Source organism: Streptomyces sp. NPDC002779, assembly GCF_042888685.1.
Taxonomy (GTDB): domain Bacteria; phylum Actinomycetota; class Actinomycetes; order Streptomycetales; family Streptomycetaceae; genus Streptomyces.
Map to the genome: position 1 here is coordinate 135178 of NZ_JBIAQC010000012.1, position 12936 is coordinate 148113.

A 12936-nucleotide genomic window follows, 5' to 3' on the forward strand; every position below is an offset into this window, starting at 1 on the left:
CGTCCTCCCGCATCACAGTTCCCAGTCGCCGGTGCCGTCGTCCACGGCATCCGGTCCCTCGTCCGCCGCGCGCTCAGCCGTTCCGACGTCGACTTGGTCAACCGGCGCGGGAGCGGGGCCCGACGGTGGCCCGCCCCGCTCGTCCAGGAGTTGGGCCATCTCCTCCACGGTGGAGTGTTCGAGGAGGTCCGCGATCGGGATCGGTTCGCGCCCGGGCGGGTTGAGTCGTGCGGCCAGTTCCAGGAGGCTCAGGGAGGTTCCGCCGGCCTCGAAGAACTTCTCCCGCGCGCTGATGCCGTCCCGGCCGACGAGCCGGGCCCACTCCCGGGCGACCCAGCGCTCGGTCGCGCCCCGCGGAGCGCGGCCGGTGACGGGCCGGGTGGGCGGCGCGGCGTCGAGGCGGTGGCGGTCTACCTTGCCGTGCGGGGTGAGCGGGAGGCTGTCCCGCACCAGCCATGCCGAGGGCACGAGGTGGCCGGGGAGCCGCCGGGCGAGGTCCGCGCGGACGGCGTCAAGCGCGTCCTGAGTGCCGTCGACGGAGGTCGCGGGGACCAGATGGGCCGTCAGGCGTCGTGTGTGGCCGGTGCCGTCGGCGGTGACGGCGGCCTGGGCGACGGCCGGATGGGCGGTCAGCGCCGCCTCGACCTCGGCGGGTTCCACCCGGAATCCGCGCACCTTGACCTGGTCGTCGACCCGCCCGAGGAACTCCAGCCCGCCGTCGCCCCGGCGGCGGACCCGGTCGCCGGTGCGGTACATACGGGCGCCCGACGGCCCGTACGGACTGGCCGTGAACCGCAGGGCGGTCTGCGCGGGCTGCTCCCGGTATCCGCGGGCGAGCCCGGCGCCCGCCAGATACAGCTCGCCCGCGGCGCCGGTCGGCACCGGCCGGAGCCGGGCGTCCAGCACATACACGCGCGTGCCGGGCACGGGGGTGCCGATCGGCGGTTCGCCGTCGCCCGTGAGCGGGCCGCTGACGGTGGCGCACACCGTGCTCTCGGTGGGCCCGTAGGCGTTGAAGACCTTGTTCCGCACGGCGAGCCGGGCGGCGAGCGCGGCGGGCAGGTGCTCGCCCGCGGAGACCACGGCCGTCGCGCGGGGCAGTGCCCCGTCGGGCAGCATGCCCAGCACCGCGGGCGGCAGCGTGACGTGGGTGACGGCCTCCCGGGCCAGGGTCCGGGCGAGCTCACGGCCCGGCCGGAGCCGTGCGGCGGGGGCCAGGACGAGGGTGGCGCCGGTGAGCAACGCCGCGCACGTCTCCCAGAAGGCGGCGTCGAAACTCGGTGCCGCGAACTGGAGGACGCGGCTGCCGGGACCACCGGCGCCCGTGCCGCGCACCGCGGCCAGCATGCCGGTCACTCCCCGGTGGGTGACGTCGACTCCCTTGGGACTGCCGGTCGATCCGGAGGTGAAGATCGTGTAGGCGGTGCTGTCCGGCCGTACCGATACCACGGGCGCGGTGTCCGGCAGGCCGTCGAGCAGGACCCCGTCGAGAGCGACGACACGCACCGTACCGGGCCGCCAGGGGGCGTCCTCGCCCGTCCGGGTCAGCAGGAGTGCGGCGCCGGAGTCAGCGACGGCGTGTGCGGCGTGCTCGCCGGGGTGGTCGGGGTCCAGGGGCAGGAAGGCGGCTCCGGCCTTGAGGACGGCGAGTTGGGCGGCGATCCGGTCGATGCCGCGGGGCAGGGCGACCGCGACGAGGGCCTCTGGCCGGGCACCGCACTCGATCAGGTGGTGCGCGAACCGGTTGGAGCGCGCGTCCAGCTCCGCGTAAGTGACCCGTTCCGCCCGCTCCCCGTCGCCGTACGAGAGTGCCGTCGCGTCCGGCGTACGAGCCGCTTGGGCCGCGAACAGGTGGTGCACGCAGGCCGGTTCGAGCGCACCGGGTGTTCCGGCGGGGTCGCGCGGCGCGCTCTCGCCGGTCAGGGGTACGGCCGCCACCGGCGCGTCCGGCGCGACGGCCTCCAGGGCGAGCAGCGCGGTGCGGAGCTCGTCGGCCAGCCGGGCGATCTCGTCCGGGGTGAACACGGTGGTGTCGTAGTCGACTTGGAGCACGAGAGCACCACCGGAGTGCACGAGCAGCGACAGCGGATAGTTGGTGGTGTTGTCGGTGTCGAGGCGGACGACGCGGACCGTGCCCACGCGCACGACGGCCGGGTCGTAGGGGATGTTGTCGAAGGCGAGGGCGGTGTCGAACCGTCCGGCGGCGCCCGGCAGTTCGGACAGCGGGAAGGTGGCGTGCCGTCGTGCCTCGACCTGACGGTCCTGGACGGCGCGCAGCCAGTCCAGCAGCGGGGCGCGCTCGTCGACGCGGATGCGCACGGGCAGCGTGTTGACGAGCAGCCCGATCATGCTCCCGGCGTCCGGCAGGTCGGCTTCGCGGGTCGAGACGGTGGCGCCGAACACGACGTCGTCCGTGCCCGCGTGCCGGGACAGCAGCAGTGCCCACGTGGCCTGGACGAGGGTGTTGAGGGTGAGCCGGTGGCGCCGGGCGAAGGCGCGCAGCCGCTCGTGCTCGGGCAGCGGGATCGTGAGGGTGTGCTCGGCGTGCGGCCCGCTCCGGCCGCCCGGCGCGGGACGGCGGCCGTACGGGAGCGGCGTCGGCGCGGTGCGACCGTCCAGCTCCGCCTGCCAGTGGGCGCGGCTCTCGGCCTGGTCGCGGTCGCGCAGCCACTGGACGTAGTCCGCGAAGGGCCTGCGCGGCACGACGGCCGGGGCACGTCCGGCGGCGAGGTCCTCGTACGCGGCGAGGACGTCGGTGAGGATCTCCGACACGCTCCAGCCGTCCACGAACAGGTGGTGGGTGGTCCACAGGACCGTCATCTCGTCGTCGCCGGTGCGGGCGAGGGCCAGCCGGTGCGGCGGTGCCTGCCGCGGATCGGGGTCCTGCGCCCGGTCCCGCTCGGTCAGTGCCGCCAGCGCGTCCCGCCGGGCGTCCGGGCCGAGCCCGCGCCAGTCGTACGCCGTGACGGGCACCCGGAACTCCGGGTGCACGATCTGCTCCGGCCGCCCGCCGTAGGGCAGGTGCACGGTGCTGCGCAGGGCCGGCGACTGATCGACGACGTGCTGCCAGGCGCGGGCCAGCGCGTCGGCGTCCGTGATGCCCGCGAGGGTCAGGGTGATGCGGCGTGCATAGAGGTCCCGCCCGGCCAGGGAGTGGTAGAGCAGCCCGGCCTGGAGGGGGGTCAGCGGGTAGCGGTCGCGTCGGACGGGGACGCTCTCGGCCGCGGGCACGACCGCACGCGCCGCCTCGGCCAGGGCGCGCACCGTGGGCCGCTCGAACACGTCCTTCGGGGTCACCGCGAGACCGGCCGCGCGGGCCTCGGCGACGAGCCGCACGCTGGTGATGGAGTCGCCGCCGAGGTCGAAGAAGTCGTCGTCGACACCGACGCGTTCGACCCCCAGGGCCGCCGACCAGACGCCCGTCAGGGTCCGCTGCACCGGCGTCTCGGGCGGCGCGTACGCCGACTCCGGCGCGCGGGCGGGCCCGGGTCGGGGCAGGGCGCCCCGGTCGATCTTGCCGCTCGCGTTGAGGGGCAGGGCAGGTACGGCGACGAAGGCGGACGGGATCAGGGCGGCGGGCAGGGTGCGGCCGAGCAGACGGCGCAGGGCCGTGCCGGCGGGGGCGTCCCGGCCGGGGCGCGGCACGACGTAGGCCGCCAGCCGTGCCTCGCCCGCCTCGTCGCGCCAGGCCGTGACGAAGGCCTCGGCTACATCGGGGTGAGCGCGCAGCGCCGCCGCCGTCTCGGCCGGTTCGACGCGGTGGCCGCGGATCTTGACCTGGTCGTCGACGCGGCCCAGGTGGGTGAGGGTGCCGTCGGCCCGTGGCCGCACGATGTCGCCGGTGCGGTACATGCGGCTGCCGGGCGGACCGAACGGATCGGCGATGAAGTGTGCCGCGGTCTGCGCGGGCTGCCCCAGGTAGCCGCGCGCCAGACCGGCCCCGGCGATGTGGAGTTCCCCCGGCGTGCCGACGGGGACGGGGCGGAGCCAGGGGTCCAGGACATGGTGCCGCGCACCCGCCACGGGCCGCCCTATGGGCACACCGTCCGCACCGGCCACCGGTTCCGCGGCGCCGCGCGGCACCAGGTGGGCGGTGGAGCACATCGTGGTCTCGGTCGGCCCGTAGAGGTTGCCGAAGGAGTGTCCGGCCGCCCAGGCCCGCGCCGTGTCCGCGGGGCACACGTCGGCCGCCGAGCAGACGAGCACCGAGTCGGGCACCGCGGCGGGGTCGAGGGTGCCGAGCAGGGCGGGCGGCAGCATCAGTACGGTCGTACCGTCGGCGCGGACCCGGCGGGCCAGCGCCTGCGGGTCGAGCCGCTCCTCGGGCAGGCTGAAGCACACGGCCGCCCCGGTCAGCAGAGGCATGAGGATCTGCCACAGGCCGCCGTCGAACGCGCAGGACAGATGCTGGAGCATCCGTGCGCCGGACCCCAGTCCGAGCGTGCGTCGGCTGTCGGCGGCGAGGGCGGTGAGCCCGGCGTGCGGGATCTGCACACCTTTGGGCCGCCCGGTCGACCCGGAGGTGTGGACGACGTAGGCGAGGTGCTGCGGCAGAACCGGCCGCCGGGGCGCGGTGCCAGGGTGCCGGGCGATCGCCGTGCGCTCCTCCTCCGCGTCAAGGCGTACGAGGGGCGCGGCGCCCTCCGGCAACAGGGCCGCGTGCTCGCGGTCCGTGACGATGACGAGCGGTGCCGCGTCGGCGATCACATCGGCGCGCCGCCGCGGCGGGTGGCCGGGGTCCAGGGGCAGGAAGGCGCCTCCGGCCTTGAGTACGGCGAGCGCGGCCACGACGAACTTCGGGCCCCGGTCGAGACAGATTCCGACGACGGTGTCCGGGCCGACGCCCAGGCCGACGAGATGCTGCGCCAACTGGTTTGCGGCGTGTTCGAGTTCGCCGTACGTCACGTGCTCCCGCCCGTGTACGACGGCGGTCGCGCCGGGATCGCGGCGTACCTGTTCGGCGAACACCTCGTGCACACAGCGGCCGTCCTCGGCGGGGCCGCCGTCCAGCCGGAGGGCCGGATCCCGCCGCTCGGCGCCGGTCAATTGGGGCAGCTCACGCAGCGGCCGGTGCCCCTCCCGCCCGAGCCGGTCCAGCAGCTCCTGAAGGGCGCTCGCCAGCCGCTCAACCGTAGCCGCGTCGAACAGGTCCGCGCGGTACAGGAAGTCCGCCCGCAGCCCGTCGTCCGCGTCCCGGAACTCGACGGTCAGGTCGAAGTCGGCGGCCACGGCGGGCACGTCGTCCTCGGTGACGGTCAGGCCGGTGAAGCTCCGCGGCCGGGCCGGGGTGTTGGCCATCACGATCAGTACCTGGACCAGCGGGTCCTGACCGGAGTGGCGGTCCGGCGCGAGTTCCTCGACGAGCCGGTCGAAGGGAAGTTCAGCGTGGTCCACGGCCCCTGCGACCATGTTCCTTACCCCACCCAGCAGTTCGGCGAAGCTGTGCCGCTCATCCACGCTGCCGCGCAGCACGACCGTGTTGGCGAAGAACCCGACCAGCCCCTCCAGGTCCACGTCGTCGCGCCCCGAGACGACGGTCCCGACGGCGATGTCCTGTCGGCCCGTGCGCCGGGCCAGCAGCAGCATGCAGGCGGCCAGCAGCGTCACGTACAGCGTGGCGCCCTGCTCGCGGCCCAGCGCGGCGAGCCGGTCGCGGAACGGCGGGGGCAGAGTGCGCCGGAGGCGGCCCGCGGAACCGGTGCGTGCGGTGCGGGGCCGGTCTCGGGGCAGTTCGAGAGGTGCCATGCCGTCCAACTGCCGCCGCCAGTAGGCGAGGTGGCGATCGGCGCGGCCGTTCTCCGTCAGACGGTGGTGCTGCCGGACGGCGTGGTCCGCATGCCGCAGAGGCAACGGCGGGAGGTCGGGCGCCGTCTGCGCACCGGCCACGGCGGCCGAGTAGCAGATTCCGAGTTCGGCGGCCAGCACTTCGTAGGACCAGTCATCGGTGATGATGTGATGCGCCGTCAGGGTCAGGAGGTGCTCGTGCTCGCCGAGCCGGACGAGCCGGGGGCGCAGCAGCGGCAGTTCGGCCAGATCGAAGGGGCGGGCCAGGTCGGCGTGTTGCAGTCGTTCGGTCGCGGCCTCGCGCTCCAGCTCCGGGAGCCCGCTGAGGCCGCTGTGCGCCAGCCGCAGCCGGGCCCTCGGATGCACGACCTGGACACAGCGGCCCGCCTCGCTGACGAACGTCGTGCGCAGCCCTTCGTGGCGCGCGACGACCCAGTTCAGCGCGACGTCCAACGCGACCGGGTCCAGCGCTCCGACCAGCCGTAACGCCAGGCTGACGTGGTAGGCGGGGCCGGGATCGTACTGGTGCAGGAACCACAGCCGCCGCTGAGCGTGGGAGGGCACCAGCCGAAGCAGGGCGTCGCCTTGAGCACGGGGGTCGCGGGGCGCGGTGGCAGGACGCTCGTCGGCTCGGTCCCGGCCCTCGGTGCGTGTGGCGTCCGTCTCCGTGGCCAGGGCCGCCAGTGTGGGGGCCCGGAACAGGGCGCCGGGCGGGAGCGGGGCGCCGAGGGCGGCGCGGGCGCGGGCGGCCACCTGCATGGCGAGGACCGAGTCGCCGCCGAGGGTGCGGAAGAAGTCGTCGTGCCGTCCGATGCGCTGCACGCCGAGGACCTCGGACCAGACGCGGGCCAGCATCCGCTCGGTGTCGGTGCGCGGGGGCTCGAAGCCAGCGTCGGCCGACCGCGGCGGGCGGGGGTCGGGCAGCGCACGCCGGTCGGTCTTGCCGCCGGGCAGCCGCGGCAGCCGGTCCAGTGCGACGAAGACCGTCGGCACCATGTGCTCCGGCAGCCGCCCGGCGAGACGGTCACGCAGCCGGGTGGGGTCGGGTTCTGCGCCGTCCTCGGTCACCACATAGCCGACGAGCCTGCGCCGCCCTCCGTCGTCCTCCTTGACGGCGACCGCCGCGTCCCGCACGCCGGGGCTCGCGACCAGCGCGTTCTCCACCTCGGCGGTCTCCACCCGGTGGCCGTGGATCTTCACCTGCCCGTCGGTGCGGCCCAGGAAGTCGAGGTGCCCGTCGGCCCTGCGCCGGACCAGGTCGCCGGTGCGGTACAGCCGCTCACCTGCGGCACCGCGGGGGTGGGCCACGAAGGCGAGCGCGGTCGCGCCGGGCCTGCCGTGGTAGCCGCGCGCCAGCCCAGGCCCGGCGATGTACAACTCCCCGGTTCCGCCCGCGGGTACGGGCCGCAGGGCCGCGTCCAGGACGTGGACGGTGGTGCCGGCGATGGAGGGCCCGACCGGGACGGTCGTCGCGCCCTCGATCACCTGCTCGTCCAGGAACAGGACACAGGAGTCCACCGTCGTCTCGGTCGTGCCATAGGCGTTGACCACCGTGCTGCCCGGCGCGACAGCAGCCAGCAGTTCCCGGCAGTCCTCGGCGAGCCAGCCCTCCGACCCGACGGACAGCAGACGCATCGGCGGGATGCGCGTGCCGCGCGAGGCGGCCTCCCGGGCCAGCAGCTTGGCGAGCGAGGGCACCAGCTCCATGGCGGTGCCCCCACTGCGCGTCACGAGTTCGAACAGCCGGGACGGATCGGTGATCACGTCCTGTTCGGCGATGACGACGGTGCCCCCGGCGAAGACGGAACGCAGCAGGTCGGCGAGGAACAGGTCCACGGAGAGCCCACTGACGGACACCAGCTTCAGGGCGGCCGTACGGAGCCCGTACAGCCGTTCCCAGGCGCTGTGCAGACTGATCAGGTTGGCGTGGGTCACGAGTACCCCCTTGGGGGTGCCCGTGCTGCCGGATGTGTACATCAGGTAGGCGAGGGAGGCGGGCGCCGGGCGGGCCCGTACCCCAGGCGGTGCCGACCGCTCGCGCAGCTCCTCCAGCAGAACGGGGCGGGGGCCGTGCGGCAGGAGCGGGGTCAGGCGGCGCCGGGTCACCACGAGGCCCAGGCCTGCGTCCTCGGTCGTCCGGCTCAGCCGCTCGGGCGGATGGACGGGGTCGAGGGCCACGTAGGCGCCTCCGGCCTTGAGGATGCCCAGCACACCCACGACCATGTCGAAGCCGCGCTCCACGCAAAGGCCGACCAGGACGTCCGGTCCGACGCCGAGACGGACGAGCTGCCCGGCGAGCCGCTCGGCGCGCTCGTCCAGTTCCCGGAAGTCCATCCGGTGCGCGCCGTGTACGACGGCGATCGCGTCCGGCGTCCGGGCCGCCCGCCGCTCGAACACCTCGTGCACGTGCAAAGGCTCCGCACCCGCCGCCATGAACCCTCCGCACACCTTCGGCCGCTGTCCGCCCGAACGACCGGGCGCCTGAATGCGGAATCGATGATGGTGCACGTAGATATCGACCCGGCTATGTCCTCGTTATCCCGTTCGCCGTCGAAGGCGGTGCGCGTCGAGCGAACGCATCGAGGGGCTGTTCCGAAGTGTTCGGAACAGCCCCTACCGTGACCAGGGCCTCCCGGAGTCAGACGGCCCGGTTGCAGTCAGTCCGCGGCCGAGACCCTCACGCGCCGGGAGAAGCCGCCCGGGTGCACACGAGGTGGGCGAAGAAACCGCCAGGAGTGGCCCGCGGTGCATGCGCTGCACGACGGCTCGGAGGAGGCCGCGTATGCGAACCCAGCGCTCTTCGGACGCCTCCTGGAGGCTGCGCTCTCTTCGAGCCCGAGGCCGCCGTCCTCAGCACCAACTTCGGCGGATCGCCGCTATGGCCCGGAAAAACGTCCGGAGTACCTCCTGCTCCCCCGCACTGGCGCCAGTCGCGACGGCGTACTCGAGCCCCCAGCGGCCGATCTGGCCACCGCCCTCAGCAGCCTTCAGCGCTGATCAGCTCCAGCCGAACCGGCGGTCCACCACCGCGGTGAACTCGGCGAAGCTGAGTGCGGCGTCGCCGTTCTGGTCGGCGGCGTCGAACAGAGCGGAGGACGCGTCGGCATCCCGCACCCCCCAGGACGGGATGACGCCCGTGGCGGCCAACGACGGTCCCTTCCTCCGCAGGGCCACGATCACCTCCTCACGGGTCAGCAGCCGCACGCCGAACCACCCGGGTTCCCCCACCCCCACCAGCAGCCCATCGGCCCAGAACCCTACCGGCAGGCGCACCCGCGTCTCAGCCTCGTGCGCTTCGCGGACTGTCTGCATGCGATGACCGCCCGTAAGCGTGCTTGTGTCCGGGCGCGGAGCCGTCAGGCCGGTCTCCGAACTGAAGACGCAAGGGTGCACCGCCCCTAAGGAGGGCGGCGCAGCCCGATTGCAGTGACGGCCGTGACTGCCTCTCAGGCGCGGCTCGGGGACGGCTCCGATGCAGCTGCAAAGCGGGGATGGTCCACGGCCGAGAGCAGGTAGCCGGCCGCCACTGCCGCCACAGCCCTCGCCACTGCTCTTGGGTCCGCGCCTCGGCTCGTCCTGTTCCATCGATGGCGTCAGCCGCTCACGTGCAGCCCGAAACCCCTGCGACCCGCCGGTTCCAGCCCCTCCTTCAGGTGCAGCGAGGGGATCTCGTAGTCGCCGAAGTTCTGCCGCCGGAATGCGATCGGCTCGGTCGATTCCAGGGTGAGCAGGCGCTGTTCGAAGGCCTTGGCGACGTCCGCATAGTCTTCGCCGGTCATCCGGTCAGCGCCGTACAGCACGAACGGCGGCAGCACCTCGATGCCCGGGTAGTAGAGGATGCCGTGCTGGATCGGGAACAGCAGATCGTCGATGGGGCCGTTGATCCCGCGAGCGGCGTAATGCGACTCCGGGCCGCCGGCGGTCACCGACAGCAGAGCCCGCCTGCCCGCCAGGGTGCCTTCGCCGAAGCGCTCGCCGTACTTGGTGTCGCTGTGCTCGCCGACGCCGTAGGCGAAGTGGTACGTGAAGACCCGGTCCACCCAGCCCTTGAGGATCGCGGGCATCGTGTACCACCACAGCGGGAACTGGAAGATGATCGTGTCGGCCCACAGCAGCTTCTCCTGCTCGGCGCGGACGTCCGCGGTGAGCGTCCCGGAGTCGAAGGCCCGGCCCGAGTCCAGGGCGACCTTCAGCGGACGCGAGGCGCTGGTGCCGTAGTCCGCGGCGTCCACGACCGCCTTCCAGTGCATCGCGTACAGGTCACTCACCCGTACCTCGTGCCCGGCGTTCGACAGCGTGGACACCGCGAGGTCCTTCAGGGAGCCGTTGAGCGACTTCGGCTCCGGGTGGGCGTAGACGATCAGCGTCTTCATGGGAACTCCTTCGGATCGAATGCCTCCGATCCTGGACGCCACGGCGCCCGGCGTTCAGGGGCTCATGTTCCGTCGGACGGGACTTCCTGGTACCGGCAGGACCACCTTCACGGGCCCCCGCCGAGGCCATACTGGGCACATGGACGATCTCGCGGGCTTCCTGCGGACCCGGCGTTCCCGGGTCGACCCGGCGGCTGCCGGCATCCCCACCGACAGCCGCCGCCGGGTCGAAGGGCTGCGCCGCGAAGAGGTCGCGCACCTGTCCGGAGTCAGCGTCGACTACTACGTCCGCCTGGAGCAGGGCCGCGCGACCCAGCCCTCCGAGCAGGTCCTCGACGCCCTCGCCCGCGTCCTCGGCCTCGACGAGACCGAACGCGGACACCTCTACCGGCTCGCCCGGCAGCGCCGTCACCGCGCGAAGGCACCAGGCGGGCGGGTCCGGCCGGAGCTGCTGCGCGTCCTGGACCTGGTATCCGACGCACCCGCGCTGATCATGAACCACCGCACGGACGTACTCGCCGGAAACCGCCTCGCCACACTCCTCTACGGCCGCCCGGTGCCGGGCCTGAACACCGCACGGCACATCTTCCTCGAGGAAGCCGAGCGCGGACTTTACGCGGACTGGGAGAACTGCACCCTCGACGTGGTCGGGCATCTGCGCCTGGCCGCCGGCAAATACCCCGAGGATCCCCGCCTCGCCTCACTCATCGGCGAGCTGGCGATGGGCAGTGAACGCTTCCGCCGCCTCTGGGCCCGCGCGGACGTACGCGCCCGCACACATGGACGCAAGGCCTACCGGCACCCCCTGGTCGGACTGCTGGAACTGCACCAGGAGAACTTCGCGCTGCCCGACGAATCAGGGATCGAGCTACTGGTGCTGTCCGCGTCCCCCGGCAGCCCCGCCGAGGACGGACTGCGCCTGCTCGCCGGCCTGGGCGCTGACGACGGCAATGACCATCCCCCAGTGAACGCCCAGATTCGCGAGTAACTCAACGACGCCCCCCGCCACACAAGAGGCGGGGATGATGCCGGCTGCTGTCGGGGCTGCTGGACAGTTCGTTTTCTGTGTGCGGCGGGGTGCCTCCCAAAGTGCTGTACATCAGCTGTCCATTCCCGGGCTCTGGTCCACTTGTTGTAGCGGGCGGCCGACCGGAGAAGCGCCCCCGCCGCGAGATCGTCGACGCGATCCGGTACGTCGTCGCTACGGGCTGCAAGTACGGCCGCAAGCGCCATCTGGTCGTCGACACCCGCAGCCTTCCCTTCATGGTCGTGGTCACCCCCGCGGACCTGCACGACGCCGCAGCCGCAGCCGCGAAGGAAGCCCTGTTCCCCTGCGCCTGATGCACCCCGCGATCACGATCGTGCGGACCGCCTCTGCCTATGCTGGGAAGCTCGTCGACTGGGCGAAACAGCACCTCAACCTCACCATGAAGCCTGTCAGCCGTCCCAAGGACGCCCCCGGCTTCGACGTGCTGCCCCGCCGCTGGGTCGTCGAGGTGTCGCGCTGGGACCGTGGTCAGCGGGCCGCGTCATCTGGGCGCTGAGAGTCATTCAGTGAGGGTGATCGAACGAAGGTCAGCGTCCAACATGCGAATCAGTTCACCCACCCGTCCACCGCCACCTGGTGCCGCTGGGAAGCGTTTGAGCACCTCCACGACGACCGGTGTCGCACGATGCACCGCTCGCTCAATATGTTCGGCACCAACGCCCCGATTGTCGCCAGCGACGAGCTCGGCTGCTCTGGCCGCGTGAGCGCCGGCACCGAGAATGTGCTTGACCTGGGTGGCCTTCGCCAGCGGATGCAAGTACGCGGCGCCGGCCGCGGACATCGCTGCCCGCGCTGCCTCGCGCGCAGCCGCGGTTTCCGCACTCTTGGCTGCCTTGAGGGCCGCCCACGCTGTGTCGCGCAAAGACTTCCCTCGCTCACCACCCCGGGCGAACTCCCACGCGGCACCGATAGCGTCTCGAGGCCGCGAGTCGTCGGGCTGGTCTGCCTCGAATATTCCGAGCACCACTTCCGCGCACACCGCCGCGAACGCGGTGACCTCACGAAGATCTTGCTTGCTCAGAGCGATCTCGCTCTCGTCCTCTGCCATGAATCCATCCTCGACCATCGCGCTGGACAGCAAGGTGGCAGGGGAGCTCCGGGCTGCTGGGGCGTGGTCCGGCCTCTTCGGCAATCGGTGCGGGCGTCTGCGATCTCGGTGACCAGCCGCTCCTGCAGGTACTCCCCTCAGGCTGCGTGCAGGAAGCATCTGCGGATCCGCCGCCCGGCACCGATCCTGGTGGTCTGCTGTCATCCAATCGAGGCGTTTGACGGCGAACCCGGTCGTTTCGTCCTTCCCGTCAGCGAACCTGGTCGTACGAGGTGACGCACCGAAGGGGCGGAAGCACTGATGGCACAAGGCGTTGTGAAGTGGTTCAACGCGGAGAAGGGCTTCGGGTTCATCGCCCAGGACGGGGGTGGTCCGGACGTGTTCGTCCATTACTCCGCGCTCGGGGGCAGTGGCTTCAAGAGCCTGGACGAAGGCCTGCGGGTCGAGTTCGAGACCGTTCAGGGCCAGAAGGGCCCGCAGGCGACCGACGTTCGCATCCTGTAGCCGATCGACATGAGGTCGCCCGGCTTCTCGCGTAAGACAAAGAAGGTGGACCGGGCCACGAGGCTGCAGACGTGATCAACATGTCTGCGGCCGCCGCCAGTGCTTCGCTGCGGCCTTGCGCGCCACCCCGGTCAGCCGCCGGCCGCAGCCGGTTCCGTCCGCCACCTGACAGGCTGGCC

6 protein-coding genes and 1 pseudogene are annotated in these 12936 nt (G+C 72.6%); 3 read left to right on the forward strand and 4 right to left on the reverse strand.

What is annotated here, in order from left to right; all coding sequences use genetic code 11:
• Positions 1-12 precede the first annotated feature (12 nt).
• The 3 genes from ACFYW5_RS29625 to ACFYW5_RS29635 form a co-directional block, all read right to left on the reverse strand.
• Complete coding sequence (locus ACFYW5_RS29625) at positions 13-8190, reverse strand: amino acid adenylation domain-containing protein (protein WP_389420172.1); 8178 nt, start codon at positions 8188-8190, stop codon at positions 13-15.
• Positions 8191-8781: 591 nt separating this feature from the next.
• Complete coding sequence (locus tag ACFYW5_RS29630) at positions 8782-9096, reverse strand: hypothetical protein (RefSeq protein ID WP_389420173.1); 315 nt, start codon at positions 9094-9096, stop codon at positions 8782-8784.
• Between the two features lie 281 nt (positions 9097-9377).
• Positions 9378-10157 (reverse strand): NAD(P)H-dependent oxidoreductase, encoded by a 780-nt coding sequence (locus ACFYW5_RS29635; RefSeq protein ID WP_389420174.1) that lies wholly within the window; start codon positions 10155-10157, stop codon positions 9378-9380.
• Positions 10158-10296: 139 nt separating this feature from the next.
• Here ACFYW5_RS29635 and ACFYW5_RS29640 point away from each other — a divergent pair, with 139 nt between their 5' ends.
• Both ACFYW5_RS29640 and ACFYW5_RS29645 read left to right on the forward strand, forming a co-directional pair.
• Entirely contained in the window at positions 10297-11145 is an 849-nt protein-coding gene (locus ACFYW5_RS29640; protein ID WP_389420175.1) for a helix-turn-helix transcriptional regulator, read from the forward strand.
• A gap of 152 nt (positions 11146-11297) precedes the next feature.
• Positions 11298-11659, forward strand: a pseudogene (locus tag ACFYW5_RS29645) (transposase); the annotation flags it as partial.
• Between the two features lie 45 nt (positions 11660-11704).
• Here the strand turns inward: ACFYW5_RS29645 and ACFYW5_RS29650 are convergent.
• Positions 11705-12253 (reverse strand): putative immunity protein, encoded by a 549-nt coding sequence (locus tag ACFYW5_RS29650; RefSeq protein WP_389420176.1) that lies wholly within the window; start codon positions 12251-12253, stop codon positions 11705-11707.
• A 300-nt stretch (positions 12254-12553) separates the two neighbouring features.
• Here ACFYW5_RS29650 and ACFYW5_RS29655 point away from each other — a divergent pair, with 300 nt between their 5' ends.
• Complete coding sequence (locus ACFYW5_RS29655) at positions 12554-12757, forward strand: cold-shock protein (RefSeq protein WP_389420177.1); 204 nt, start codon at positions 12554-12556, stop codon at positions 12755-12757.
• Positions 12758-12936: the final 179 nt, after the last annotated feature.